Raw genomic sequence first — 26,915 nt, forward strand, 5'->3', positions numbered from 1 at the left:
ATCCGCGCGGGGTCACCGGTCGGCGCCGTCCCTCTCGAGAGGGATCTTCGTGTGCAGCTTGGAGTGGTGCCGGCCGTACGCCAGGTAGACGATCAGGCCGAGCGCGAGCCACACCAGGAACCGCAGCCAGGTCTCCACGGCCAGGTTGGTCATCAGCGCGATGCACAGCACCCCCGACACGACCGGGAGCAGCGGCACCTGCGGGGTGCGGAAGGGCCGCTTCATCCGCGGCTTGGTGCGACGGAGCACGACGACGGCCACCGACACGACGAGGAAGGCGAACAGGGTGCCGATCGACACCATCTCGGCGAGCACCGCGAGCGGCACGAATGCGGCCAGGACCGCGACCGCGACGGTCGTCCCGACCGTGATGACGACGGGGGTCTGGTACTTCGGGTGGATCCGGCCGATCGCCGGCGGGAGCAGCCCGTCGCGGCACAGCGCGAAACCGATGCGGCCCATCGCGACGATGTCGACCAGGATCACCGACGTCAGGCCCGCGACCGCAGCCGTCCCGATGATGATGCTGGCCCAGCCGAGACCCGCCTGGTCGAAGGCGTCGGCGAGCGGCTCGCCCGTGCTCAGCCGGGTGTACTTGACCATGCCGGTCAGCACGAAGCAGACGGCCACGTAGAGCACGGTGCAGACGATCAGGGTGCCGATGAGCCCGCGTGGCATGTCCTTGCCGGGGTTCTTCGTCTCCTCGCCGAGGTTGGCGACGGCCTCGAAGCCCGAGTAGGCGAAGAAGACGATCGCCGCCGCCACCAGCACGCCGGTCACGCCGTAGGCGGTCTGGTCGACGCCGGTGACCCACTGCCACAGGGGCTGCTTGAGCCCGCTGGCTCCCTCGACCTTCTCACTCGGGGGGATGTACGGCTTCTGGTTGTCCATGTTCACGTAGAACAGCCCGACCGCGATGATGAACAGGCAGATCGAGACCTTGATGACCACCAGCGAGTTGGTCACCAGCTTTGACTCACGGATGCCCATCGCGGCGACGACGCCCAGGACGAGCACGATGAACACCGCACCGAGGTTGACCACGCTGTCGTCCTCGCCGAAGAACGCCCTCGGCAGGTCGAACACACCTTGCAGGTAGCCCGACCAGCCACGTGCCACGACGGCGGCGCCGAGCGCGAACTCCAGGATCAGGTCCCAGGCGATGATCCAGGCGAAGATCTCGCCGATCGTCGTGTACGCATAGGTGTACGAGCTGCCGGCGGTGGGGACGGCGGCCGCCAGCTCGGCGTAGCAGAGCGCCGCGAGCATCGCCACGATGCCGGCGATGAGGAACGAGATCATGACCGCCGGTCCGGCATTGTCCTTCGCGGCGGTGCCGGTCAGGGTGAAGATGCCCGTACCGATGACGATGCCGATGCCGAATCCCATGAGGTCCCACACCGTCAGTCGGCGGCTCAGCCGGGTGTGGTGGTCATCCCCGGAGGGATCGTCGTCGTTCTGGTGAATGACGTCGTCGACGTCCTTGGTGCGCACCAGGTGCTTGAGCGATCCGCGGATGGGCATGGGGTCGATCGTAGACCGGCAGTTGTCGCCCGCAACTGTAGGCGACGTGGTCCCGGTCACCCCGGCCAGCGATCGTCGGCGAATTGTGCGACGCGATTTTCTCTGGAATATCAGTAGAAATCTGGCCCAACACCCTTGCGGAAGACGCGAAGGAGCACTAGAATCGAACATATGTTCTAGCGGCTCTGGAGGCCCCGATGATCGTCGACCAGCTGTTGTTACTGGGTGATGATCTAGCTGCGCTCGAGCCGTGGACGTTGACCGGTTCGGAGGTCAAGCAGGTGTCCCTGGCGCTCGTGAGGGCGCGGACCTCGATGGATGCCGCCCTGTCGAGACTGGCTGGTTGCGCCGAGGGCATGGGACTGCCCAAGGAGGAGGGCGCGACCTCGACGACCACCTGGTTGGCGAACAGCACCGGGATCAGCAAGGGCGAGGCGGCCAAGTTGGTCGCGATGGCGCGGGTCAGCACGTCTGACACCGAGACCACGCGCAAGGCATGGGCGTCAGGCGACCTGTCGACCGACCAGGCCGGCGTGATCATGAAGGCGATCGACGCGCTGCCTGACTGGTGCGGCGACCAGGAGCGGGCCGATGCCGAGGCGCACCTGATCGCGCTTGCTGGCCAGTACTCGCTGGACGACCTCCGGCGGCTGGCCAACCGGGTCCTGGAGGTCATCGACCCCGACGGCGCCGACGAGCATCTCGGGGAGCAGTTGCGCAAGCAGGAGCAGAAGGCCTGGGATGCGACGCGGCTGTCGGTGCGTCGCCGCGGCGACGGGACGACGCACGGAGCGTTCACGATCCCCGACGCGGACGCCGACACGTTGCGTGCCGCGATCGAAGGGATCATCGCGCCACGCCGGACCGCGGAGAACGCCGACCGGCACGGCCTGGGAGCCGATGACTGGCTGGCGCTGCCGCGGGATCAGAAGATGGGCCACGCTTTCGTGGAGCTGATCGATCACCTGCCCACCGGCGCGCTCCCCGTCGCAGGTGGTCTCGCTGCCACGGTTGCGGTCACGGTCGACGTCGACGATCTCCGGACGGGGCAGGGCGTCGCGACCAACACCTCGGACACGACGATGTCAGCGACCAAGGCGCAGCGGATGGCCTGCAACGCGCACCTCGTGGCGATGTACCTGGAGAACGGCACCCGCGTCATCGACCACGGCATGACCAAGCGGTTGTACGACCGGCACCAGCGCCTCGCGCTGGCCGTGCGTGACAAGGGCTGCGTGTTCCCGGGTTGCGATCGGCCACCGGCCTGGTGCGAGGCCCACCACCTGAGCTTCTGGTCCGAGGGCGGACCGACCGATCTCGAGAACGCAGCCTTGCTGTGCCACTTCCACCACTTCCTGGTGCACGAAGGGGAATGGGAGGCGCGGATGGGCGCCGGCGGCATCCCCGAGATCATCCCGCCACCACGCATCGACCCCGACAGACGTCCCAGGCGCCACGCCAGATTCACCCGACAACAGCCCCGTGCCGCATAGCCATAGGGTTGGTGCATGATTCGTCAGCGACTGGCCCGCACGATCGTCCGGCTGATGCGTTACCGCATGGTGGGCGAGGTGCCGCAGACCGGAATCCTGGTCGGCGCGCCCCACACGTCCAACTGGGACTTCGTCACGATGCTGCTCGTGATGTGGCACGGCGGCGCGCACCCGCGGGTGCTGGTCAAGAAGCAGCTGTTCAAGGGACCGCTCGGCTGGCTCATCACGGCGCTCGGCGGCGTGCCGCTCGATCGCGACAACGCCGGGACGGTCGTGCGCGAGCTGGTCGACGAGGCCGGATCGGGCGAGCCGTTCCGGCTGATCCTCGCCGCGGAGGGCACCCGGTCCAAGGGCGAGTACTGGAAGTCCGGCTTCCTGCGCCTGTCGAGGGAGACTGGGCTGCCGATCACGCTCGCCTTCTTCGACCCGCCGACCCGGACGATGGGCTTCGGCCCGACCTTCCTGGCCAGCGACGACGTCAGCTCCGACATGGACATCGTCCGCGAGTTCTACGCCGACAAGCTCGGCATCAAGCCCAAGAACGCCACTCCCCCGCGCCTGCGCGAAGAGGGTTGACTGTGACGGACGTCGGTCGCAACGAGACGGTCCAGCTGGACGAGGACGACTCCCAGGTCTCGATCTTCCAGAATCACTGCGCCTTCGACCGGATCTCCACGCACTGGATCGAGGCCGACGCCCGCGCGGGTCACGATCCGAAGCATGATCAGTCGGTAAAGACGATGCCGACCCCGTTTGACCGAACGAGCCAGGACGACATCGATCGCACCCAGGACGATCTCGTAATCCAGCTGTCGGCAGAGGTCGATGCACACTGTCTGGACGTCCTGTTGAGCACCGCGCTGCCAGTGGACGACGTCGATCCGACTCAGATCAATCAGTGGGTTCGCCAGAGCATCCTGGAGACGCGTCTTGGCACTCGGAGCCAGTGCGGAGTCGACATCGTCGTCGACGGCGAGCTCGAACCGTTGCTGACGACGATCAACACGGTCGGCCCCCGCGCTGTCGACGTCGGATGGGAGCGAGCCAACGTCTACGCCATGAACCGCTACCGCCCGATCGACGCTGGGCTGTACGTCGTGGTGAACCTCCAGCACGTCATCGGCATGTCGACTCGCGCCACGCTCTTCTACACGTCGCACTCCCTCGATGAGGGCACCGAGTACCTCAGCGCCCGCTGTGACCTGACGTACCGGCCCCGGCTCGATTTCCACCCGGGCGCGGTGCGGGTCGCGCGCGTCGCCTTCGCCGACGAGGCGGCCTGGAGGACTGCCGCGCGCGCGGCTGCGCTCGACTGATCACCAGCCCTCCCCGCCCGCCGGGCGTGCTCAGGCCGCCGGCACGGGCGCCGGGACGAGCGTGTCGATGACGGTGCGGGTCCACTCCAGGAGCTCGCGGCCGACCAGGGGCTTGCCGCCGACCGCCGCCGTCTTGGGCCTCGGGACGAGCGCGACCTCGGCGGCGACCTTGTACGTGCTGCGGGGATAGACCCGCTGCAGACGCATCTGCGCCGAGTCGGGCAGCTTGAGCGGAGCGAACCGGACGTTGGGACCCGCCGCGGTGACCTCGGTGAGTCCGGCCTCCCGCACGCGTACGCGCAGCCGGGCGACGTCGAGCAGGACGTCGACGGCCTCGGGCGGCTCGCCGTAGCGATCGACCAGCTCGACCCGGATCTCGTCCACCTCGCGGAGCTCGCGGACGTCGGCGAGACGCTTGTACATCTCGAGGCGCAGGCGCTCGCTGCCCACGTAGTCGTGCGGCAGGTGCGCCTCGATCGGCAGCTCGATCTTGACCTCGCGCTCGGGCTCGGCGTCGCCGCGGAACTCCGCGACGGCCTCACCGACGAGCCGGACGTACAGGTCGAAACCGACGTCCGCGATGTGGCCCGACTGCTCACCGCCGAGCAGGTTGCCCGCGCCGCGGATCTCCAGGTCCTTCATCGCGACCGCCATTCCTCCGCCGAGCTCGGAGTGCTGGGCGATCGTCGCCAGGCGGTCGTGCGCGGTCTCGGTCAGCGGCTTCTCCGGCGGGTACAGGAAGTACGCGTAGGCGCGCTCGCGCGAGCGGCCCACCCGGCCCCGCAGCTGGTGCAGCTGCGACAGACCGAGCGTGTCGGCGCGCTCGATGATCATGGTGTTGGCGTTGGACACGTCAAGACCCGACTCGACGATCGTGGTGCAGACCAGGACGTCGTAGCGCTTCTCCCAGAAGTCGACCATGACCTCCTCGAGCTGGTGCTCGCCCATCTGGCCGTGCGCCGCGGCGACGCGCGCCTCCGGCACGAGCTCCTTGATCCGCGCGACAGCCTTGTCGATGCTCTGCACCCGGTTGTGGATATAGAACGCCTGCCCCTCGCGCAGCAGCTCGCGGCGGATCGCCGCGATGACCTGACGGTCCTCGTAGGGACCCACGAACGAGAGCACCGGGTGGCGCTCCTCCGGCGGGGTCGCGATCGTCGACATCTCGCGGATGCCGGTGATCGCCATCTCCAGGGTGCGCGGGATCGGCGTCGCGGACATCGACAACACGTCGACCGCAGCGCGCAGCATCTTCATCGCTTCCTTGTGCTCGACGCCGAACCGCTGCTCCTCATCGACGATCACGAGGCCGAGGTCCTTGATCTTCACGCCGGGCTGCAGCAGCCGGTGCGTGCCGATGACCATGTCGATCGAGCCGTCCGCGAGCCCCGCGAGGGTCTCCTTGGTCTCCTTCTCGGTCTGGAACCGCGACAGCGGCTTCATCGTGACCGGGAACTGGCCGAACCTCTCGGCGAACGTGGCGAAGTGCTGCTGCACGAGCAGGGTCGTCGGGACCAGCAGGATGACCTGCTTGCCGTCCTGGATCGCCTTGAACGCCGCGCGCACCGCGATCTCGGTCTTGCCGTAGCCGACGTCGCCGCAGACCAGCCGGTCCATCGGGACCGTGCGCTCCATGTCGCGCTTGACCTCGTCGATCGTGATCATCTGGTCGGGCGTCTCGACGAATGCGAACGCGTCCTCGAGCTCGGCCTGCCACGGGGTGTCGGGCCCGAAGGCGTGCCCCTTGGTCGCCTGCCGGGCGGCATAGAGCTTGATGAGCTCGCCGGCGATCTGGCGGACGGCCTTGCGGGCCTTGTTCTTGCGGCTGGTCCAGTCCGAGCCGCCGAGGCGGTCCAGGGACGGCGACTCACCACCGACGTAGCGGCTGATCTGGTCGAGCTGGTCCATCGGCACGAAGAGACGGTCGGCCGGTTGTCCGCGCTTGGACGGCGCGTACTCGATCACGAGGTACTCGCGCGCCGCGCCCTGCACGACCCGCTGCGTCAGCTCGATGTACTTGCCGAGGCCGTGCTGCTCGTGGACCACGAAGTCGCCGGTCCTCAGCTCGAGCGGGTCCACCTGCTTGCGGCGACGGGCCGGCATCTTGCGCTCGGTACGGTCTGCGGTGCGCTGGCCCACCAGGTCGTCGTACGTCATGACCGCCAGCTGCAGCGCCGACGACACGAAGCCGTGCTGGAGCTCGCCGCAGCTGACCTGCACGACGCCCGGCGTGGGCTTGGTGACCTCGTCGTCCAGGGCCGACGCGACGTCGTTCTCGCCCAGCCACTCGCTCGTGCGCTGGGCCTGGCCGTGCCCGGGAGCCACGAAGACCACCCGCATGCCGGCGCCGACCCACTCCTTGATGTCGGCCAGCGCGGCGGCGGTGTCGCCGCGATAGGCAGCGGCGGCCTCCATCTCGACCGCCCGGGTCCCCTCGTCAAGATCGAGGCCGAACGGGGACTGGGTGAACCAGGTGTGCCCAAGGCCCATGGTCTCCTCGCGGACGTCCTCGAGCGAGCGGAACGCCGCCGAGCCGAGGTCGATCGGTGACTCGCCGCCCCCGGCTGCCGCGGCCCAGGAGGCCTGGAGGAACTCCTCGCTCGTCGCGACCAGGTCGGCGGCGCGCGCCTTGATGCGCTCGGGGTCCATCAGCAGGATCGCCGAGCGCTGCGGCAGGAGGTTGACGAACGACTCCATCTCGTCGGTCAGCACGGGGGTCAGCGACTCCATGCCCTCGACCGCGTGGCCCTGGGAGATCTTGGTGAAGATCTCGACCAGGGACGGGTGCTCGATCGCGAGCTGGGCGGCCCGGGCGCGCACCTCGTCGGTCAGCAGCAGCTCGCGGCACGGCGGGGCCCAGACGTGCGTGATCTGCTCGAGGGTCCGCTGGTCCGCCACCGCGAAGCGCCGGATCTCGTCGACCTCGTCGCCGAAGAACTCGATGCGCAGCGGGTGCTCCTCGGTCGGCGGGAACACGTCGATGATGCCGCCTCGCACCGCGAACTCCCCGCGGCGCTCGACCAGGTCGACGCGCGAGTACGCCGCCGCGGCCAGGTCGCGCACGACCTGCTCGAGCTCGACCCGGTCGCCCTGGTGCAGCTCGACCGGGACCAGGTCGGCCAGCCCCTTGACCTGCGGCTGCAGCAGCGAGCGGATCGGCGCGACGACCACGCGCACGGGCCCGGTGCTGGTGTCGGAGTCCAGCGCGGAGGGATCCGTCGGGTGCACGAGGCGGCGCAGCACCGCGAGTCGCCGGCCGACGGTGTCCGAGCGCGGCGAGAGCCGCTCGTGCGGGAGCGTCTCCCACGCCGGGAAGTACACGACCGCGTCGCCGCCCAGCAGCTCACCCAGCTGGGTCGTCAGGTCCTCGGCCTCGCGGGCCGTCGCGGTCACGGCCACCACCGTCGACTGCTGCGCGAGGGCGTGCGCGAGGAAGGGCCGCAGCGGCTCGGGGGCCTGGAGGTGAAGCTCCCGCAGCCCGTCCTGCCGATCGGTCAGGGCCTGCGCGATGGTCGGTTCGGTGGCGACGAGAGTCGCGAGAGGCTGCAGGTTCATGACCAGCCCAATCTACCGTTCAGCGGCAACCGGGCGACCTGGCGTGCCACGATGAAAGCGTGAGCAGCGCGCCGGCCACCGACGAGGGTCCGCACTTCGTCGCGAGCATCGTGATCCCGGCCCACGACGAGGAGCGCGTGATCGGCAGGACGCTCGGCGCACTGCTCGACGGCTGCGGCCGCTTCGACGTCGTCGTGGTCTGCAACGGGTGCACCGACCGCACCGCCGACCTCGCCCGCTCGATGGGTCCTGCGGTGCGGGTCCTGGAGATCGCCGAGGCCTCCAAGAGCGCTGCGGTCCGTGCCGGCAACGCAGCGACCGACGTCTTCCCGCGGGTGCACCTCGACGCCGACGTCGAGGTGTCCGGGGCCGACGTGGTGCGGCTCGTCGAGGCGCTCGACGACGAGGGCGTCCTGGCCACTGCGCCCCGTCGCCTGGTCCCCCGTGAGGGGTGCCACCCCCTCGTGCGGTGGTACCTGGACGTGTGGGAGCAGCTCCCCCAGGTCGCGGACGGGCTCTTCGCCCGAGGAGTGATCGCGCTGAGCCACCCCGGTCAGGACCGGGTCGATGCGCTGCCCCGAGTCATGAGCGACGATCTCGCCATCTCGGACGCGTTCGCCGCGCACGAGCGCCGTGTCGTCGACACCGCCACCGTGATCGTCCGCCCACCGCGCACCGTGGGCGACCTCCTGCGCCGACGCGTCCGGGTGGCCACCGGCAACGCCCAGGCCACAGCTGACGGCGTACGCCGGGCGGGCTCGGCCACCGGGCTCTCGACCCTCGGGCAGATCGTCCGCGACCGTCCGGCACTGGCGCCGCGCGTCATCGTCTTCCTGGCCGTCACCGTGGTCGCCCGGGCGCGGGCCCGCCGGCTCGTCCGGTCCGGCGACTTCACGACCTGGCATCGCGACGAGTCGTCCCGCAGCTGAGCCTCAGTCGACGATCGCAGGGGTCCGGCTGTCCGGGTTCGCGGCCAGCCACTCCGCGACAGCGTCGTCCCGCACGGCCGACCACAGCTCCTCGCCGCCGGACCGGTCCAGGTGGACGACGCTCTGCGATCCCTCCATCCCGGTGCCCTTGACAGGGACGGTCAGGTAGCCGATGCCCGCCGAGCGTAGGTGCCGCAGCGAGAGCAGCAGGCTGCGCATCTGACCCACCGACCAGTCGCTGTCCACGGACAGGTTCGTCGTCAGGATGTCGAGGATCCGGTACGCGTGGCGGGGTTCCCTGACCAGCTCCTGCGTCAGGGTCTCGTCCAGCAGGGTGCTCAGGAAGTGCTGCTGCCGGTGGATCCGGTCGAAGTCGCCCCCGGGCAGCCCCGCACGCTGGCCGACGTAGTCGAGCGCCTCGTCGCCGTTCATCGTGTGACGCCCGGCGGTCCAGGTGATGTCGCGGTAGCTGTCGTGCACGGTCTCGGGGACGTCGAGCGTCACCCCGCCGAGCGCGTCGGTGAGCTCGCGGAACCCGCTCCAGTCGACGACGGCCAGGTGGTCGATCCGCAGATCCGTCACGTTCTCGATCGTCCGCACCGCGAGTGCAGGCCCCCCGTAGGAGAAGGCCGCGTTGATCTTCGCAGGCCCGTGCCCCGGGATCGTGACCCAGGAGTCCCGCGGGATCGAGACGACCGAGGCGCCGCGCCGGTCCGCGTCGATGTGCAGGATCATGATGGCGTCGGAGCGCTGCGCGCCGCGCTTCCACTGCGCCGAGGGCCCGTCGGTGCCGAGCAGCAGGATGTTGACCGCGTCCGCCGCCGCTCCGGACGCGCGCTCCGGACGCTCCCCGGGGCCCGCCGCGAACACTCCGTCGATGCGATCGATCTGGCTGGTCAGGCGGTGCTGCAGGTACAGCGCGAAGCCCAGCGACAACAGGACGGGCACCATCAGGCAGACCGTCACGACCACGAGGACGCGGCGCAGGCGAGGACACCGGCGTCGCCGCCGGGGAGCGGGCATCAGCATGTGCGGGTCTCACTCCGCCCGTGGCTCGAGGAGGTCCCCCTGTTGGACGTACGCCTCACCGGTCCGCGGGCAGGTGAGCTCCCCTGCACCCGCGTCCTCCAGCGGCACCCCCGCGCGGCCGACCCAACCGATCCGACGGGCCGGCACGCCGGCGACGAGGGCGAAGTCGGGCACGTCCCTCGTGACGACGGAGCCGGCCGCGACCATCGCCCAGCGACCGATCCGGACCGGGGCGATGCACACGGCACGGGCCCCGATCGACGCACCCGTCATCGCGACGACTCCCACGGCGTCCCAGTCCTCGGCCCGCTTCAGCTCGCCGGCCGGCGTCACGGCCCGCGGGAACAGGTCGTTGGTCAGCACCGCCGCGGGGCCGACGAAGACGCCGTCCCCCAGCACCGCCGGCTCGTAGACGAGTGCATGGTTCTGGACCTTGCACCTGTCCCCCAGCACCACGCCGGGGCCGAGGTACGCGCCCCGGCCGATGACGCACTGCTCGCCCAGCCGAGCCTCCTCGCGCACCTGTGCGAGGTCCCAGACAACGGTCCCCGTGCCGATCGAGGCACGGGGATCGATGTCAGCAGTCGCCGCGATGTGCGCGGCACGCAGGTCTTTCATGATCGCCCCATGGGACGAGTGTCCGCACGATCGTGAAAGGAGCGTCAAAAACGCCGGCCGCGCTCGAAGTCGTCCGCCAAACACCCGCCACTGGCTCCCGGCGGAGGCGATTCTGGCAGGAGTCACAGCAGGAACGGCGCTCTCGGCGGTCCTCGGAGGGTGACTGTGGGTCACGAAGCAGAGGTAGAGATGTCGAACTCCCGCAGGGGCCACCTGGCGCCCCGCCGTGCCGTGGTGGCGTTGGCCGGCGGACTCCTGCTCGCAGGCCTGCTCACCGCTGTCAGCAGCGCGCCGTCCTCCGCCGCCGTCGATCCCTGCGGACCGGCCGGCAACAAGATCTCGTGCGAGAACAGCAAGCCCGGCTCGCCGCCGACCGAGTGGGACATCGAGGGCGCCGGTGACGACGACATCCAGGGCTTCGCGACCGACATCAGCGTCAACGTCGGCAGCCGGGTCGACTTCAAGATCGACACCACGGCCCGCGCGTACTCCGTCACGATCTACCGCACCGGCTACTACGGCGGTGACGGAGCGCGCAAGATCGCGACACTCACTCCGTCCGCCGCCCTGCCGCAGCAGCAGCCCGCGTGCCTCACCGACATCGCGACCGAGCTGTACGACTGCGGCACCTGGGGCGTCTCGGCGTCGTGGGACGTCCCCAGCACGGCGGTCTCCGGCGTCTACATCGCCAAGCTGCGCCGGGCGGACACCGGCGGCGTCAGCCACATCACCTTCATCGTCCGGGACGACTCCAGCACCTCGGCGATCGTCGCCCAGACCTCGGACCCGACGTGGCACGCCTACAACATGTACGGCGGCGCGAACTTCTATCGCGGCGGCGGCAACGGGCGCGCGTACAAGCTGAGCTACAACCGACCGTTCGCGACCCGGCAGGGCGTCGAGGCGCGTGACTTCTACTTCGGCGCCGAGTACCCGCTCGTGCGGTTCATGGAGAAGAACGGCTACGACGTCAGCTACATCGCCGGCGTCGACTCGGACCGCAACGGGGCCCTGATCAAGAAGCACAAGACGTTCGTGTCGATGGGCCACGACGAGTACTGGAGCAAGGCACAGCGCGCGAATGTCGAGGCGGCCCGCGACGCGGGCGTCAACCTGATGTTCCTCAGCGGCAACGAGGTCTATTGGAAGACCCGCTACGAGCCGTCCAGCACCGCAGGTCAGACCCCGTACCGGACCCTCACGTCCTACAAGGAGACCTGGTCCAACGACAAGATCGACCCCTCCGCCGAGTGGACCGGGACGTGGCGCGATCCACGCTTCGCCCCGAAGGACAAGGGCGGAGGTCGGCCCGAGAACGGCCTGACCGGCACCCTCTACATGTCGAACGACACCGATCTGCCGGTCACGGTCAGCGCCGCGGAGGGAAAGCTGCGGCTGTGGCGGGACACCGGGCTGCAGTCCCTCGCCGCCGGCACGAGCGCGCAGCTCGCACCGCACACGGTGGGCTACGAGTCCAACGAGGACATCGACAACGGCTCCCGGCCCCCCGGACTGATCCGGCTCTCGACGACGACCGGCCCGGCTCCCCAGTATCTGCAGGACTTCGGCAACGACGTCGCCGCGGGCACCACGACCCACCACGTGACGCTGTACCGGGCTCCGAGCGGGGCCCTCGTGTTCTCCGCCGGATCGATCCAGTGGACCTGGGGCCTGGACGCCACCCACGACGGCAACGGTGCTGCGGCCGACCGGCGCATGCAGCAGGCCCAGGTCAACCTCTTCGCCGACATGGGCGCCCAGCCCACGACGCTGGCCACGACCCTGACCCCGGCGACGAAGTCGACCGACACGACCGGCCCGACGACCGCGATCAGCTCCCCGGCCGGCGGCGCGACCGTCGCGAACGGCACCCGGGTCACCGCGACGGGCACCGCCGCCGACAGCTCGGGTGTCGTGGCGGGGGTCGAGGTGTCGACGGACGGAGGGACCACGTGGCACCCGGCCAGCGGCACGACCACGTGGAGCTATCAGTACGTCCAGCACGGCACCGGCCCCACGCCGCTGATGGCCCGGGCTATCGACGACAGTGCCAACATCGGCGCCTCCACGAGCCGGTCCCTGACCATCACCTGCCCGTGCAGCGTGTACGGAGCGGAGGTCCCCGCCATCCAGGCGGTCAGCGACACGGCTGGCACCGAGGTAGGCCTCCGGTTCTCCCCCACGACTGACGGCTACGTCTCCGGCGTGCGGTTCTACAAGGGCGCCGGCAACTCCGGCACCCACGAGGGATCGCTGTGGAGCAGCAGCGGGCAGAAGCTCGCGGGCGTCACCTTCTCCGGCGAGAGCGCGACCGGGTGGCAGCAGGCCACGTTCGCCTCGGCGGTCCCGGTCGTGAAGGACGCGACGTACGTCGTGTCGTACACCGCACCCAACGGTCGCTACGCGGTCCAGTCGGGTGCCTTCACGGCGCTCGGACTCGACTCGTCGCCGCTGACGGTGGCCGGCGGCTACGGCGCCGCGCCGGCCGGCACGTTCGCCGACCCGGGTCGTTTCCCCACGACCACCTACCGCAGCAGCAGCTACTTCGTGGACGCGATGTTCACCACCACTGACGACTCGCCGCTGACCGTCATGTCCCAGTGGCCCGTCGCGGACTCGTCCAGCGTCCCGGCAGGCTCGACCGTGTCTGCCACGTTCTCCAAGCCCGTGTCGGCCGGCTCGGCGGCACTGACGCTCAAGGATGCGAACGGCGACGCCGTCGCCGGCAGCACGACGTACGCGGCGGGCAGCCGAACGATCAGCTTCACACCTTCCTCACCGCTCGACGGATTCGTGAAGTACACCGCGAAGGCCGCGGGGGTCGACGCCCAGGGCACCACGGTCACCGACGGCAGGACCTGGTCGTTCACGTCCGCCCGACCCGCTCCCGCGCCGGGCGTGTGCCCGTGCGGCCTGTTCAACGACTCGACGGTGCCGACGCTCCTGCAGGACTCGGATCCCGCAGCGGTGACGCTGGGCGTCCGTTTCGCCTCGGACTCGGCGGGCACCATCACGGGGGTCAAGTTCTACAAGGGCCCCAACAACACCGGCACCCACACCGGCACCCTGTGGACGACGTCGGGCACCAAGCTCGCGGAGGGCACGTTCACCGGCGAGAGCAGCAGCGGCTGGCAGACCCTCACCTTCACGCAGCCCGTCGAGATCGCCAAGGACACCGAGTACATCGCGTCCTACCGAGCCCCAGCAGGCCGTTACTCCGCCACGCCCGGCGGCTTCGGCGCGGACCGTCCCGGATCCCCGCTCCGGACGCCGTCCGACGGCGGGTCCTACACGTACGGCACCGGCTTCCCCAGCTCTCGTTCCTCGGCGAACTATCTCGTCGACGTGGTCTTCGAGAAGCCTGTGCCGACGATCGCGATCACGTCGCAGGATCCGGCACCGGGCGCGATGGACGTACCTCCGAGCACCAGCATCGAGGTGGAGCTCAACGACACGATCGAGCCGGGAGCGGTGATGACCGTGACGAGTGGCTCGTCCCCGGTCGGCGGGACCACGCGGCTCGGCCAGGACGCGCGCAGGCTGACGTTCGACCCCAGCGGATCGCTCCCCGGTGACAGCACCATCACCGTGACGCTCAGCGGCGTGACGTCGACCAGCGGCGCGTCGCTCGCCACGAAGACGTGGACCTTCCGCACCGCGGCGTCCGACGACACCACGACACCGCAGACCCTGTTCAGCAATCAGGTCCCGGCCGTGCCGGCGGTGAACGAGGGCGCTGCGGTCGAGCTCGGCACGGTCTTCCAGCCGAAGAAGAACGGCCGGATCACCTCGATCCGCTTCTACAAGGGGGCCGGCAACTCGGGCACCCACGTGGGTCGCATCTGGAGCGCCACGGGACAGCAGCTGGCCACCGTCACGTTCACGAACGAGACCGCCGCCGGCTGGCAGACCGCGAAGCTCGCCCAGCCGCTCACCGTCACGGCCGGGACGTCGTACGTCGTGTCGTACCTCGCTCCGCAGGGTCACTACGCCTCCACCGGCGGCTTCTTCTCCACGCCGCTCACGAACGGCGACCTGACGGCGCCCGCCGGCAAGAACGGTCGCTATCTCTACGGTACGGGCGGCGGCTTCCCGATCTACGACTGGAACGCGACGAGCTACTTCGTCGACGTCGCCTTCGTCGCCGACGCCCCCACGATCACCGTGACGGACGTGAGCCCCCGGGACGGGGCGACGGACGTGCCGCGCCCGAGCAAGGTCACCGCATCGCTCTCGGCACCCGCGGCGTCCGGCTGGTCGCTCACTGTCTGGGACGGCCTGACGCCGGTCTCGGGCACCGCCACGATCGCCAGCGATCAACGAACCATCACCTTCCAGCCGTCCTCCCCTCTGCCCCCGGGCACCGATCTGACCGCGCGACTCAGCGGAGTGGTGTCGACCGAGGGCGCTGCCCTCCCGGTCAGGACCTGGTCGTTCCGGACCGAGGCGACCGGCTCGACGACGTACACGATGTTCGACGGGCAGACGCCCAGCATCCCGGCGATCAACGACAGCGACCCGGTCGAGCTGGGCACCGCGTTCTCGTCCTCCGTGGACGCGGTCGTCACCGGGATCCGGTTCTACAAGGGCGCGGGCAACAACGGGACGCACGTGGGCAGCCTGTGGTCGGCGAGCGGCACGCGGCTCGCCACGGTCACCTTCGCGGGCGAGACGGCCAGCGGTTGGCAGACCGCGCAGCTGTCGACGCCCGTGCCGATCACGGCGGGGACGACGTACGTCGTGTCCTACTACGCCCCGCAGGGCCGCTACTCCGGGACGCCCCGCTTCTTCGCCTCGCCGTGGACGGTCGGCCCGCTGAGCGCGCGCGCCAGCAACAACGGCGTCTTCGCATACGGGACCGGCGGCGGGTTCCCGACCGGCTCGTTCAACGCCACCAACTACTTCGTCGACGTGATCGTGCGGGCGGCGTCCTGATGAGAGGAACATCGTGACAACTGACAACACACTCGGGGTCGCCGTCATCGGAGCGGGCTACTGGGGTCCCAACCTCGCGCGCAACTTCCGCTCCAGCGACGACTGGGAGCTGCGCGCCGTCTGCGACCTCGACCTGGACCGCGCCCGCAGGGTGGCCGGGGACGGTGTCACCGTCACCAGCTCGCTGGAGGAGGTGCTGGCCCGCCCCGACATCGACGCGGTGGCCATCGCGACGCCCGCGCGGACCCACCAGGCGATCGCCCTGCCGGCGCTGGAGGCCGGCAAGCACGTCGTGGTGGAGAAGCCGCTGGCCGACAGCCTCGCGAACGCGACGCAGATGGTCACGATCGCCCGGGACCGCGGTCTGGTCCTGATGGCCGATCACACGTACTGCTACACGCCGGCCGTCCTGAAGATCCGCGAGCTCATCGCGGACGGCTCGCTCGGCGACATCCTCTTCGTGGACTCCGTGCGCATCAACCTCGGGCTGATCCAGCCCGACGTCGACGTGTTCTGGGACCTCGCGCCGCACGACCTGTCGATCCTCGACTTCATCCTGCCGGGCGGCCTGCGCCCGTCCGGGGTCGCGGCCCACGGCGCCGATCCGCTCGGAGCCGGCCGGCCGTGCGTCGGCTACCTGACGCTGCCGTTCGGCGACGGCGCCCTCGCCCACGTCCACGTCAACTGGCTCAGCCCGACCAAGATCCGCCAGATGGTCATCGGAGGGACCCGCCGCACCCTCGTGTGGGACGACCTCAACCCCCAACAGCCCCTGAGCGTGTACGACCGCGGGGTGGACCTCGCCGGGCAGTCGTCCACGGCCGCGGATCGGCGGGACTCGACCATCTCCTACCGGCTCGGCGACACCTGGGCGCCGGCGCTGCCCCATCGTGAGGCCCTCGGGCAGATGGCGACCGAGTTCGCGGCGTGCATCCGCGAGGGCCGTTCGTCCCGCACCGACGGCGAGTCGGGCCTGCGGGTGCTCTCGGTCCTCGAGGCGGCCGCCCGGAGCCTGCGCACCGACGGAGCGCTCACCGGCATGGAGCCGGCACCCGTCCCCGTACCCCCGATCGCCACCAGGAAGGTGACAGCCGCATGACCTCACTCGACGGAGCCCGCGTGCTCGTGACCGGCGGTGCCGGGACGATCGGATCGACGATCGTGGACCAGCTGCTCGACGCAGGCGCGAGCCACGTCGACGTCCTCGACAACCTCGTGCGGGGGCGCCTGGGCAATCTCGACGCGGCGCTCGCCACCGGCCGGGTGACCCTGGTCGAGGGCGACATCCGTGACCGGGACCTGGTCCACGACGTCACCCTCGGCCAGGACGTCGTCTTCCACCAGGCGGCGCTGCGGATCACCCAGTGCGCCGAGGAGCCGAGGCTCGCGCTCGAGGTGCTGGTCGACGGGACGTTCAACGTCTACGAGGCGGCCGTCGACGGAGGCGTCGACAAGGTCGTGTCGGCCTCGTCCGCGTCCGTCTACGGGATGGCGGAGGAGTTCCCCACCGACGAGCGGCACCACCACCACAACAACGACACGTTCTACGGTGCTGCCAAGTCGTTCAACGAGGGCATGCTGCGCAGCTTCCGGGCGATGCACGGGCTCGACTACGTCCTGCTGCGCTACTTCAACGTGTACGGGCCGCGGATGGACGTGCACGGCCTCTACACCGAGGTGCTGGTGCGGTGGATGGAGCGCATCGAGGACGGCGAGGCGCCCCTCGTGTTCGGAGACGGGTGGCAGACCATGGACTTCGCGTTCACGACCGACATCGCCCGTGCCAACATCCTGGCCGCCGAGAGCAGGGTCACCGAGGGCGTCTACAACATCGCGTCGGGCACCGAGACGAGCCTGCTGCAGCTGGCCGAGACCCTGTCCGAGGTCATGGGATCGCACGTCCCGGTCGAGCACGGGCCGGAGCGGGCCGTCAACGGGGTGGCCCGCCGGCTCGCGGACGTGTCGGCCGCGCGCCGGGACCTGGGCTTCGAGACACGGGTGGACCTCGCCGACGGGCTGGCCGAGCTGGTGAGCTGGTGGCGGCCGCTACGGGCGGAGATCTCGGTCGGCCGCAGCATGGAGACCCGCCGATGAGCCGCGTGAACGTGATGCAGCCGTGGCTCGGCAAGGAGGAGGTCGCCGCCCTCACCGAGGTGATCTCGTCCGGCTGGATCGCCCAGGGTCCACGCGTCGCGGCATTCGAGGACGCCTTCGCGCGCCTGCAGCAGGCCGACCACGCGATCGCCGTGTCCAGCTGCACGACCGCCCTGCACCTCGCTCTGGAGGTCGCGGGCGTACGGCTCGGCGACGAGGTGGTGGTCCCGTCCTTCTCGTTCATCGCGACCGCGAACGCCCCTACGTACGTCGGAGCCCGACCGGTGTTCGCGGACGTCGACCCCGTGACCGGCAACCTGACGGCCGACACGGTGGAGCGGGCGCTCTCGGAGCGGACGCGGGCGGTCATCGCGGTGGACCAGGGCGGCGTTCCCGTCGACCTCCGCGAGCTCCGCGCACTGTGCGACCCCCGCGGCATCGTGGTGATCGAGGACGCCGCCTGCGGTGCCGGGTCGACCTATCACGGGCGCCCGGTCGCGGCGGGCGCGGAGATCGCGGTCTGGTCGTTCCACCCCCGCAAGATCGTCACGACCGGCGAGGGCGGCATGGTCACCACGTCCCGTGCCGACTGGGCCGACCGGGCGCGACGCCTTCGTGAGCACGCGATGAGCGTGTCGGCGGCCGATCGCCACGGGACCACCTTGGCGCCGATCGAGGAGTACACCGAGATCGGCTTCAACTACCGCATGACCGACATGCAGGCCGCGGTCGGGATCGTGCAGCTGCGCAAGATGCGCGACCTGGTGGAACGCCGGCGAGAGCTCGCCGGGGTCTACACCAAGTACGTCAGCGACATCGAGGGCCTGCGCCCGGTCGCCGACCCGAGCTGGGGCACGACGAACTTCCAGTCGTACTGGATCGAGGTCACCGATCCCTATCCGCTCGACCGGGACGGCCTCCTGACGCATCTGGCGTCGCTGGACATCTCGGCGCGCCGCGGCATCATGACCGCGCACCGTCAGCCGGCGTACGCCCACGAGGCGCTCGGGACCGGCCCGCTGCCGGTCTCGGAGCACCTGAGCGACACGACGCTGATCCTGCCCCTGTTCCACCAGATGTCCGTGGGCGAGCAGGCCCGCGTCATCGCAGCCCTCATCAGCGGAAGCGGGGAAGAACGATGGACAACCTCATCCTGATCGGCGCCGGCGGGCTGGCCCGGGAGGTCGGCGAGGCCGTCACCGCCTCGGGCCGTTACCGGATCCTCGGCGTCGTCGACGACGACCCGGGCGTGCACGGGACCTCCGTCAACGGCATGCCCGTGCTCGGCGGGCTCGACCAGGTCTACTGGGACCGCAGCTCGTACGTCGTGGTCTGCGCCGGACAGGGGCGGACACGGCAGGCGATCGTCGACCGGCTCGCCGATCACGACATCGGGCCGTCGCGGTTCGGCACCGTGGTCCACCCGTCCGTGCAGGTCCCCCGCTCGTGCTTCCTCGGCGTGGGGTCCGTGCTGCTCGCGCAGGTCGCGATCACCGCCGACGTGCGCATCGGCCGTCATGTCGTCGCGATGCCCAACGTCACGCTCACCCACGACGACGTCGTCGGTGACTACGCCACGTTGTGCGCCGGCGTGAGCCTCGCCGGCGGGGTCTCGGTGGGGCCGGCTGCCTATCTCGGCACCAACGCGAGCGTGCGGCAGGACGTGCGCGTGGGTGCCGGCAGCACGCTCGGGATGGGATCGACCCTGCTGCAGGACCTGCCCGACGGCGAGACGTGGGCGGGGGTCCCGGCACGTCTTCTCGCCCCCGGACGCCGCCTGACCGCGGCGACCACGATGGAGGCGGTCTCATGAGGGTCCCGCTGGTGGACCTCGGCGCCCAACAGGCAGAGGTCGCTGCCGAGGTCAGGGCCGGGCTCGACCGCGTGTTCGCTGCCACCGCCTTCGTCGGCGGTGTCGACGTGGAGGAGTTCGAGCAGGCATATGCCGCCGAGACCGGCGTTGCGCACTGCGTCGGCGTCGGCAACGGGACGGACGCGCTCGAGCTCGCGCTCCGGGTCGCGGGCGTCACCCCCGGCGGGGAGGTGATCCTGCCGGCCAACACGTTCATCGCCACGGCCGAGGCGGTCTCCCGCATCGGTGCCCGTCCGGTCCTGGTCGACGTGGACCCGGTCCACCTGCTGATCGACCCGGACCGGGTCGGGGAGGCCGTCACCTCGCGGACCCAGGCCATCGTGCCGGTCCACCTGTTCGGCCAGATGGCTCCGATGGAGCGCATCGCCGAGATCGCGGCCCCCGCCGGCATCCCGGTCGTCGAGGACGCCGCCCAGTCGCAGGGGGCGGCCCGGCACGATCAGCTCTCGGGAGGGCTGGGTCTCGTCGCGGCGACCAGCTTCTACCCGGGCAAGAACCTCGGCGCGGCCGGCGATGCCGGCGCGGTCACCACCAATGACGCGGGCATCGCCCAGGCCGTTCGCGTGCTGGCCGCCCACGGGAGCCCCGCCAAGTACGTCCACGACGTGATCGGGATGAACTCCCGCCTCGACACGGTCCAGGCCGTCGTCCTGAAGGCCAAGCTCAAGCGCCTGGCGGGGTGGAACGAGAGCCGCCGCAAGGCAGCCGCCCGCTACGACGAGCTGCTCTCGCCCGTCGACCGCGTCACCCGCCCCTGCTCGGCCCCGGGCAACATCGATGTCTGGCACCTCTACGTCGTCCAGGTCGACGATCGCGACGACGTCCTCGGCGCGCTCCACGCCGCAGGGGTCGGCGCGGGCATCCACTACCCGACCCCCGTGCACCTCACCCGGGCCTACGCCCACCTCGGCCTCGGCCGGGGCCGCTTCCCCGTGGCGGAGGCTGCGGCGGACCGGATCCTGTCGCTGCCGATGTTCCCCCACCTCTCCCCCGAGCAGCAGGAGCACGTCGTGGCGAGCCTCGTGGAGGCGTTGCGGTGACGTCGAGCGGGCACGACGCGGAGGCCACCGCCGCAGGGAACGCCTCGTCGGCGTTCGCCTGGAGCTTTGCCAACACCGTGATCGCGCGGCTCGGCACCTTGGCCATCGGCATCGCTCTCGCGCGGCTGCTCGGTCCCGAGGAGTTCGGCACGTACGCGGTCGCCTTCATCGCCCTGCTCGCGGTGCTGAGCTTCAACGAGCTCGGGGTCAGCCTGGCGATCGTGCGCTGGACCGAGGATCCGCGAGCCATCGCGCCGACGGTCACCACCGTGTCGCTCGCCATGAGCGCCCTGATCACCGTGGGGATGCTGCTGGCTGCAGGCCCGTTCGCCGACGCCATGGGCGACTCGAGCGCGGCCGGCATGGTCCGCGCGCTCAGCCTCTGCGTCCTGATCAACGGCGCAGTGGCCACCCCTGCCGCGCTGCTGCAGCGCTACTTCCGGCAGGACCGGCGGATGATCAGCGACCAGGTCAACGTCTGGGTCGGTGCCGGGGTGTCGCTGGCCCTGGCGCTGTCCGGGGCGGGCGCCTGGAGCCTCGTCATCGGCCGGCTCGCGGGGGCGCTGACGTCCGGCGTCCTGCTGCTCGCCTACTCCCCCCTGCCGTACCGGGTCGGCCTCGACCGCCGACACGTCCGGGCGCTGCTGCGGTTCGGCGGTCCACTCGCCGGCGCGAGTCTCGTCGTCTTCGCGATCGGCTTCGTCGACCAGCTCGCCGTCGGGCACCTGCTCGGTCCGGTGGTGCTGGGCTACTACGTCCTGGCGTTCAACCTGTCCAGCTGGCCCGTCAGCATCTTCTCGCAGCCGTTGCGAAGCGTCGCGCCCGCGATGTTCGCCCGCCTGCAGCACGACCCCGCGGCGATGACCGCGACATTCCACCGCATCCTCCGTCCGCTGGCGGCTGTCGCCCTGCCCAGCTGCCTGGTGCTCGGCGCCTGCGCCCCCGACATCATCCGGTTCGTGTACGGACCCGAGTGGGCGCCGGCGGCCACTCCCCTGCGATGGCTCTGCCTGCTGGCCGCACTGCGCATCTTCTTCGAGCTGACCTACGACTACCTCGTCGTCCTGCGGCGGTCCCGCTCGATCCTCGCGATCCAGCTGGTGTGGCTCGTGGCCCTCGTACCGTCCGTGATCGTGGGCGTGAGGGTCGGCGGGGCAGGTGGGGCGGGGCTGGCCGTCGCGGGGGTGGCCGGGGTCGTCGTCCTGCCGTTGTACCTTCGTGCGCTCGCCGGCGTCGGCATCGACCTGCGTGCCGTCTGGAGGCACGCGGCTCTCGCGCTGACGGTGACCGTCGCCCTCGGGGTCGTGCTGACGGCCGCAGCTGCCACTCTCGGGACGTTCTCCACGCTGGCCGCCGCAGGGCTGCTGGGCGCGGCGACGACGGGCGGACTGCTGTGGCGTGAGCGGTCGACGGTCGCGATGTTGCGGTCGCGGCCGACGGCGGTGGTCTCATGAGGATCCTCGTGTACCCGCACGACCTGGGCATCGGAGGCAGCCAGCTCAACGCGATCGAGATCGGCCACGAGATCAGCCGGCTCGGCCACGAGGTGATCGTCTACGGCCAGCCGGGCGCGCTCAGCGCCAGGATCGCCGACCTGGGACTCGAGATGATCGCCTCCCCGCCGCTGGGTCGCCGCCCGACCCGGTCCGTGGTGCACGACATCGGGCGCATCGTCGACGAGCGTCACATCGACATCGTGCACGGCTACGAGTGGCCACCTGGGCTCGAGGCGTACCTCGCCTGTCGCGGACGTCCGCACGCCCAGGCCGTCACCACCGTCATGTCCATGGCAGTCGCACCGTTCCTGCCGCGCTCGATCCCCTTGGTGGTCGGCACCGAACAGATCGCGGCCCAGGAGCGTGCCGACGGACGCTGCCTCGTGTCGGTCCTCGAGCCTCCGGTCGACCTGACGACCAACCACCCCGGGGCGGCCGGCGACCTCCAGGCCGTCCGGGAGCAATGGGGCCTGCGCGACGACATACCGACCGTGGTGTGCGTGACCAGGCTGGCCCGCCAGCTCAAGCTCGAGGGGCTGCTCACCGCGATCGACGCCGTGGGAGTCCTGCATCCCGAGCACCCGGTGCAGCTGCTCATCGTGGGCGACGGCGACTCCCGCGACGAGGTGGCGCGCCGCGCCGCGGAGGTCAACCAGGCCCTGGGACGCCGAGCCGTCATCCTCACCGGCGAGCTCGAGGACCCACGTCCGGCCTACGACCTGGCGGACGTCTGCATCGGCATGGGCGGGTCCGCGCTGCGATCCATGGCGTTCGCCAAGCCCCTCATCGTCCAGGGCGAGGGTGGCTTCTTCCGCCTGCTGACGCCCGAGTCGCTCCCTGACTTCCTCTGGACCGGCTGGTACGGACACGGCGGCTCAGCACCGGTCGCCGCTCTGGCAGCGATGCTGCGGGAGCTGCTGGATGCTCCTCAGCGGCGCGCGGATCTGGGACGTTTCGCCCGCACCACCGTCGAGCAGCGGTTCTCGCTCGCCGCGGCCGCCGACCGACAGCTCGCGATCTACCGGACCGCGCTCGACACCGCGCGCCCCCGACCGAGCGTCACCGCAGAGGCGGCAGCCGTGGCCGCGTTCGGCACGTACCACCTCGCCAAGCGTGCCGCCCGAGCACGCGGCCGCCGTTCGACGGACGACTTCAACGCGCGACCGGTCGTCCGGTCCGGCCCTCCGCCGCCCGGGGCGTCCACCGACGGCACGATCGTGTACTTCGCGGGCGTGTCCTGGGACGCGGTGGCCGGGACCGACCGGCACCTCGCGACAGCCCTCGCCCGGCGACAGCGGGTCATCTGGGTCGATCCCCCGATGTCGTGGGTCGCGCGACGGCGCCGCGGGATCACCGTGCCCCCGCTGAGCGAGGTGGGCGACGCCGGCAGCCGCCTCCTCCGGGTCTCCACCAGCTGCCCGCCCGGAGTGAGCCGCCCCCTGCTGCGTAGCATCGCCCGGTGGCTCACCCAGCGCAATGCGCGGCGCGCGGCGAGGCAGCATGGGGCCGACGTCTCCGCAGTGATCGTCAGCTCTCCTGGGCAGCTCCTGCCGGCCTGGGACGACGACGCCGTCAAGGTCTACTTCGAGACCGACGACTTCGTGGCCGGCGCGGAGCTGCTGGGATTCGCGCCGGCGTACGCGACACGACGTCGGAGGGCCAACGTCCGCCGCAGCGACCTCGTCGTCGGGGTCTCGGAGTCCCTGACGGCCGATCTGCGCGGCGGAGACGCCCACGCGATGACCCTGCCCAACGGCACGAGTCACCGCCACTTCCTGACGGACCTCTCGATCGCCGGGCCACCGGAGCTGGTCCTGGACCGGCCCGTTGCCGGGGTGGTCGGACAGCTGAACGACCGGCTCGACCTGGGGATGCTCGAGGCCGTGGCCGAGCTGGAGGTCGGCCTCCTCCTTCTCGGACCTCGCCATGAGATGTCCCCCGGGACCCGTGCACGGCTCGACGCATTGATCGGGAGGCACAACGTCCAGTGGATCGATCGGCAGCCGTTCGAGCGCCTCCCTGCCTTTTTGTTCGCCATGGACGTCGGTCTGACCCCCTACACCGACACGGCCTTCAACCGCTCGAGCTCTCCCCTCAAGTCCCTCGAGTACCTGGCCGCCGGCCTGCCCGTGGTCTCGACCGATCTGCCGTCCGCCCGTGCGCTCCGCACGGACCTCGTGATGCTGGCCTCGACCCCGGCAGACTTCGCCAAGCTGACCGCCCAGGCGATCGAGCGCCCGGTCGACCCGCAGCTTCGCGAGCGGCGTCGAGCAGTCGCGGCCGCTCACAGCTGGGAAGCTCGCGCGGACCAGCTGCTGGCGGCCATCGGCGCGGCCCGGGACGGCGGGTCATGAGCACGCCGGCGGAGCGGACCCCCGGCTTCGCGGTCTTCAGCTCCGCCTCGGGGCAGCTGGCCCGAGAGCGTGCGCGCCGGACGACGAGCCTCGTCCCGGCCGCCTCCGTGATCGCAGCCGACGAGCACACCCACGTCGTGCTGTGGGGCGACCTCCGGCACCGCACACTCGACGCCCCGATCGTCCTCACCCGCGGGGCCCGCACGAGCCGCGCGGATGTCGGCCCGGACGAGGCGCGGCGCATCGTCACGGGCGAGCTGGACCTGCGGGACGTCCTGCCGCCCTTCGCCGCGATCGACTGGGACGCGGCGCTGGGTCGGCTGGTCCTGGTGGTCGACTGGCTGGGCATGCGCCACCTCTATCTCAGTGAGGGCGACGGGATCGTGGGCGCCTCGTCGTCGTCCGCGGTCCTGGCAGGCCTGTCCACCGATCGCCGCATCGACCGCGAGGCCATCGGCGTGCAGTCGCTCCTGGGCTGGCAGCTGGGAGCCGGCACTCCCTTCGCGGGCGTCCAGAAGATGGGCCCGGGATCGCGAGTCACGCTCTCCCGCGGGGTTCTCACCTCGTGCGAGGACCCGCCGGCGCCCGTCCGGGACGCACCCTCCGCGGCGGACGCCGCGCGCACCGCCGCGAACGTCCTGTCCGACTTCGTCTCAGTCCAGCTCGACGGCCACCCCGACACCGTCCTGCAGCTCACCGGAGGTCTCGACTCTCGCCTGCTTCTGGCAGCCATACCGCGAAACCGCCGGTCCAGTGTCGAGGCGATGACCTTGGCGGTTCCCGGCAGCTCCGATGTCGAGATCGCTTCGCGACTCGTGGTGGACCAGGGAATGAAGCACCGGACCGTCGAGCTGCGCGGCCTCCAGGCGTTGACGGATGAGGACGCATGGTCACTGTGCGCGGCGGCAGCCCGGGACCTCGACTGCTCGGCCGACCCCGTCGCGTTCGCCTCGATCCGCTGGGCCGACCCGGCCCAGTCCCAGCAGCCCCGTCTGGCCGGCCTCGGCGGAGAGGTGGCGCGGGGCTTCTACTACTTCGGTCCTCTTGCGCCGGTCGGGGTCTCGCGGACGCTGGCCTCGGTCCTCGCCCAGTGGCGCCTGTTCCCCAACGAGCGGGTGAGCCCTGACGCACTCGAGCCGGCCTTCGCCGCCGCAGCCACGGAGATCGCCGTCGACAGGGTGCACGACGCTCTCACCTCTGCCTCGGACACGTGGTGGACCGCAACGGACGAGTTCTACCTGTGGCAGCGCATGCAGCGCTGGGCGGGGACGCTCGCGTCGGCGACGTGCTTCGACCGCCCGGTCATCAACCCGATGCTCGACGACCGCTTCGTGCGGATCGCTCGCGCTCTCCCTCCGGCCGACAAGAAGAACATGCGCTTCTTGAGCCGCATCCTGCTCGAGCTGGACCCCGATCTCGCGAACATCCCGCTCGACAACCGGCCGAGCCCTCGTACGTACGCCGAGCCGTCCGCCGCCAACCGATGCCGACTGGCAGCGCTCCAGGCCCGCAAGGTGGTCGGGAAGGCGCAGCAGCGATGGTCACACGTCACGCATCCGCCGCCGGGTGGTGAGCTGCTCGCCGGCAAGGTCGTGCGGCACTGGCGCACCGACCCGCAGATCCTGGACCCGCTCCGCCATCTGGGCATCTTTCGCCAGTCCTGGCTGGAGGGCGTGGTCACCGGCGGGCAGCCCGCAGATCCGTCCGCGGTGGCCCTCCTTGTCAACCTGGTGGTCGCGTGCGGCACCGTCCCGGCACTCACCGCGGGATCAGGGAGCCGGTTCCCATGATCTGCGGAGGACGACGATGAGGACGCAGCAGCGCCGCGACGGCAGCCCGGGACTGGCGGTGTCCGCGGGCCACCCAGCTGATCTCGCTGAGGACGGTGGCCGCGAAGTAGGACGCCGAGCGCAGCAGACCGTTGCGACGACGGTACAGGCGGACGCGATTGATGATCTGCATCGTGTGGATGACATCACTCCGGCCGGACTGCGCCCCGATGTGCACCGCGCCGGCCTGGGGCTCGTACCGCACCCGGAAGCCGAGATCGCGCGCCCGCAGGCAGTAGTCGGTCTCCTCGGAGTACAGGAAGAACGACTCGTCCCACGGGCCGACCGCATCCAGGCAGCGCCGGGACACCGCCAGGACGGCTCCGAGTGCCCAGTCCACGTCATGGGCGACGCGGTAGGCCGACGTCTCCTGCACGTGCTCGGAGAAGGCCGCCCGGCGCAGCCGCGAGAGTCCCAGGGCCCGCAGGAGCGTGGGATCGCGCCGCAGCGAAAGGTGCAGGGACCCATCGGCGGACCGCACACGAGGGGCGCTGATGCCCACGTCCTCCGCGTCGAGTGCTCGGACGAGGGACCGGATCGACCCCGGGTCCAGGCGGACGTCCGGGTTGAGAATGACGATGTCTCCGGTGGGACCGGCCGATCGTATGCCCCGGTTGATCCCGGCCGAGTAGCCGTCGTTCTCCGCCTCGACCAGTCGGCAGTCCGCTCGGGCCCGCACCATCGCCGCCGTCTCGTCGGACGAACCGTTGTCGACCACCACGACATCTGCGGTGAGCCCCGCCAGCGCGGGACCCAGCGAGTCCAGCAGGCCCTCGATCATCGGCGCGCTGTTGTACGTCACGATCACCACCACGACGTCAGGAGCCACC

The 26,915-nt window shown here is 70.6% G+C and carries 18 protein-coding genes; 13 read left to right on the forward strand and 5 right to left on the reverse strand.

Annotated features, from left to right (window positions below):
* Window positions 1–12 precede the first annotated feature (12 nt).
* Window positions 13–1,524: an APC family permease gene (locus tag GEV26_RS13665; RefSeq protein ID WP_153653901.1), complete on the reverse strand. Its 1,512-nt coding sequence runs from the start codon at window positions 1,522–1,524 to the stop codon at window positions 13–15.
* Window positions 1,525–1,721: 197 nt separating this feature from the next.
* Between GEV26_RS13665 and GEV26_RS13670 the strand changes: the two genes are divergently transcribed.
* Genes GEV26_RS13670 through GEV26_RS13680 form a run of 3 tightly spaced genes read left to right on the forward strand, consistent with a single transcriptional unit; the run spans window position 1,722 to window position 4,333 of the window.
* A complete protein-coding gene (locus tag GEV26_RS13670) occupies window positions 1,722–3,017 on the forward strand; it encodes an HNH endonuclease signature motif containing protein (protein ID WP_153653903.1) in 1,296 nt (431 codons plus the stop codon).
* Between the two features lie 15 nt (window positions 3,018–3,032).
* Window positions 3,033–3,593: a 1-acyl-sn-glycerol-3-phosphate acyltransferase gene (locus tag GEV26_RS13675; protein WP_153653905.1), complete on the forward strand. Its 561-nt coding sequence runs from the start codon at window positions 3,033–3,035 to the stop codon at window positions 3,591–3,593.
* 2 nt (window positions 3,594–3,595) lie between these two features.
* Window positions 3,596–4,333, forward strand: a complete 738-nt coding sequence (locus GEV26_RS13680; RefSeq protein ID WP_153653907.1) for a hypothetical protein — start codon at window positions 3,596–3,598, stop codon at window positions 4,331–4,333.
* 30 nt (window positions 4,334–4,363) lie between these two features.
* On the opposite strand, the gene mfd is transcribed toward GEV26_RS13680, so the two are convergent.
* On the reverse strand, window positions 4,364–7,888 hold the full coding sequence (mfd, locus tag GEV26_RS13685; RefSeq protein WP_153653909.1) for a transcription-repair coupling factor: 3,525 nt from the start codon (window positions 7,886–7,888) through the stop codon (window positions 4,364–4,366).
* A 59-nt stretch (window positions 7,889–7,947) separates the two neighbouring features.
* Here mfd and GEV26_RS13690 point away from each other — a divergent pair, with 59 nt between their 5' ends.
* Window positions 7,948–8,817: a glycosyltransferase family 2 protein gene (locus GEV26_RS13690; protein WP_153653910.1), complete on the forward strand. Its 870-nt coding sequence runs from the start codon at window positions 7,948–7,950 to the stop codon at window positions 8,815–8,817.
* 3 nt (window positions 8,818–8,820) lie between these two features.
* Here GEV26_RS13690 and GEV26_RS13695 read toward each other — a convergent pair whose 3' ends face one another.
* Both GEV26_RS13695 and GEV26_RS13700 read right to left on the reverse strand, forming a co-directional pair.
* Window positions 8,821–9,768 carry an LCP family protein gene (locus GEV26_RS13695; protein WP_194839863.1) on the reverse strand — a complete coding sequence of 316 codons (948 nt, stop codon included), beginning with the start codon at window positions 9,766–9,768 and terminating at the stop codon, window positions 8,821–8,823.
* Between the two features lie 87 nt (window positions 9,769–9,855).
* Window positions 9,856–10,455, reverse strand: a complete 600-nt coding sequence (locus tag GEV26_RS13700; RefSeq protein ID WP_375335584.1) for an acyltransferase — start codon at window positions 10,453–10,455, stop codon at window positions 9,856–9,858.
* A 198-nt stretch (window positions 10,456–10,653) separates the two neighbouring features.
* Between GEV26_RS13700 and GEV26_RS13705 the strand changes: the two genes are divergently transcribed.
* From GEV26_RS13705 to GEV26_RS13745, 9 genes are read left to right on the forward strand one after another with little or no spacing between them, the layout of a single operon-like run.
* Window positions 10,654–15,399 carry a DUF4082 domain-containing protein gene (locus GEV26_RS13705; protein ID WP_153653916.1) on the forward strand — a complete coding sequence of 1,582 codons (4,746 nt, stop codon included), beginning with the start codon at window positions 10,654–10,656 and terminating at the stop codon, window positions 15,397–15,399.
* Between the two features lie 13 nt (window positions 15,400–15,412).
* Window positions 15,413–16,498: a Gfo/Idh/MocA family protein gene (locus tag GEV26_RS13710; RefSeq protein WP_243838763.1), complete on the forward strand. Its 1,086-nt coding sequence runs from the start codon at window positions 15,413–15,415 to the stop codon at window positions 16,496–16,498.
* Entirely contained in the window at window positions 16,495–17,493 is a 999-nt protein-coding gene (locus GEV26_RS13715) for an NAD-dependent epimerase/dehydratase family protein (protein WP_153653919.1), read from the forward strand. Before GEV26_RS13710 ends, GEV26_RS13715 begins: the two co-directional genes overlap by 4 nt.
* The gene (locus GEV26_RS13720; protein WP_153653921.1) at window positions 17,490–18,650 is read left to right on the forward strand and encodes a DegT/DnrJ/EryC1/StrS family aminotransferase; all 1,161 of its coding nucleotides are present in this window, start codon (window positions 17,490–17,492) and stop codon (window positions 18,648–18,650) included. The genes GEV26_RS13715 and GEV26_RS13720 overlap by 4 nt, the downstream gene beginning before the upstream one ends.
* On the forward strand, window positions 18,632–19,306 hold the full coding sequence (locus tag GEV26_RS13725; protein WP_153653923.1) for an acetyltransferase: 675 nt from the start codon (window positions 18,632–18,634) through the stop codon (window positions 19,304–19,306). The genes GEV26_RS13720 and GEV26_RS13725 overlap by 19 nt, the downstream gene beginning before the upstream one ends.
* Complete coding sequence (locus GEV26_RS13730; protein WP_153653925.1) at window positions 19,303–20,406, forward strand: DegT/DnrJ/EryC1/StrS family aminotransferase; 1,104 nt, start codon at window positions 19,303–19,305, stop codon at window positions 20,404–20,406. Before GEV26_RS13725 ends, GEV26_RS13730 begins: the two co-directional genes overlap by 4 nt.
* The gene (locus GEV26_RS13735; RefSeq protein ID WP_153653927.1) at window positions 20,403–21,860 is read left to right on the forward strand and encodes a lipopolysaccharide biosynthesis protein; all 1,458 of its coding nucleotides are present in this window, start codon (window positions 20,403–20,405) and stop codon (window positions 21,858–21,860) included. Before GEV26_RS13730 ends, GEV26_RS13735 begins: the two co-directional genes overlap by 4 nt.
* Window positions 21,857–24,256 carry a glycosyltransferase family 4 protein gene (locus GEV26_RS13740; protein WP_153653929.1) on the forward strand — a complete coding sequence of 800 codons (2,400 nt, stop codon included), beginning with the start codon at window positions 21,857–21,859 and terminating at the stop codon, window positions 24,254–24,256. The genes GEV26_RS13735 and GEV26_RS13740 overlap by 4 nt, the downstream gene beginning before the upstream one ends.
* The gene (locus tag GEV26_RS13745; protein WP_153653930.1) at window positions 24,253–26,046 is read left to right on the forward strand and encodes an asparagine synthetase B family protein; all 1,794 of its coding nucleotides are present in this window, start codon (window positions 24,253–24,255) and stop codon (window positions 26,044–26,046) included. The genes GEV26_RS13740 and GEV26_RS13745 overlap by 4 nt, the downstream gene beginning before the upstream one ends.
* Here the strand turns inward: GEV26_RS13745 and GEV26_RS13750 are convergent.
* A complete protein-coding gene (locus GEV26_RS13750; protein WP_153653932.1) occupies window positions 26,015–26,914 on the reverse strand; it encodes a glycosyltransferase family 2 protein in 900 nt (299 codons plus the stop codon). The genes GEV26_RS13745 and GEV26_RS13750 overlap by 32 nt on opposite strands.
* Between the last annotated feature and the right edge of the window lies 1 nt (window position 26,915).

The organism is Aeromicrobium yanjiei (genome assembly GCF_009649075.1).
Classification (GTDB): Bacteria; Actinomycetota; Actinomycetes; order Propionibacteriales; family Nocardioidaceae; genus Aeromicrobium; species Aeromicrobium yanjiei.

Excerpts from the sequence above, each read along its gene's own strand:
- GEV26_RS13695 (WP_194839863.1), bottom strand. The coding sequence starts at position 9,768 with ATGGTGCCCGTCCTGTTGTCGCTGGGCTTCGCGCTGTACCTGCAGCAC.
- GEV26_RS13720 (WP_153653921.1), top strand. The coding sequence starts at position 17,490 with ATGAGCCGCGTGAACGTGATGCAGCCGTGGCTCGGCAAGGAGGAGGTC.
- mfd (WP_153653909.1), bottom strand. The coding sequence starts at position 7,888 with ATGAACCTGCAGCCTCTCGCGACTCTCGTCGCCACCGAACCGACCATC.
- GEV26_RS13730 (WP_153653925.1), top strand. The coding sequence starts at position 19,303 with ATGAGGGTCCCGCTGGTGGACCTCGGCGCCCAACAGGCAGAGGTCGCT.
- GEV26_RS13705 (WP_153653916.1), top strand. The coding sequence starts at position 10,654 with ATGTCGAACTCCCGCAGGGGCCACCTGGCGCCCCGCCGTGCCGTGGTG.
- GEV26_RS13675 (WP_153653905.1), top strand. The coding sequence starts at position 3,033 with ATGATTCGTCAGCGACTGGCCCGCACGATCGTCCGGCTGATGCGTTAC.
- GEV26_RS13715 (WP_153653919.1), top strand. The coding sequence starts at position 16,495 with ATGACCTCACTCGACGGAGCCCGCGTGCTCGTGACCGGCGGTGCCGGG.
- GEV26_RS13745 (WP_153653930.1), top strand. The coding sequence starts at position 24,253 with ATGAGCACGCCGGCGGAGCGGACCCCCGGCTTCGCGGTCTTCAGCTCC.
- GEV26_RS13670 (WP_153653903.1), top strand. The coding sequence starts at position 1,722 with ATGATCGTCGACCAGCTGTTGTTACTGGGTGATGATCTAGCTGCGCTC.
- GEV26_RS13740 (WP_153653929.1), top strand. The coding sequence starts at position 21,857 with ATGAGGATCCTCGTGTACCCGCACGACCTGGGCATCGGAGGCAGCCAG.
- GEV26_RS13665 (WP_153653901.1), bottom strand. The coding sequence starts at position 1,524 with ATGCCCATCCGCGGATCGCTCAAGCACCTGGTGCGCACCAAGGACGTC.
- GEV26_RS13725 (WP_153653923.1), top strand. The coding sequence starts at position 18,632 with ATGGACAACCTCATCCTGATCGGCGCCGGCGGGCTGGCCCGGGAGGTC.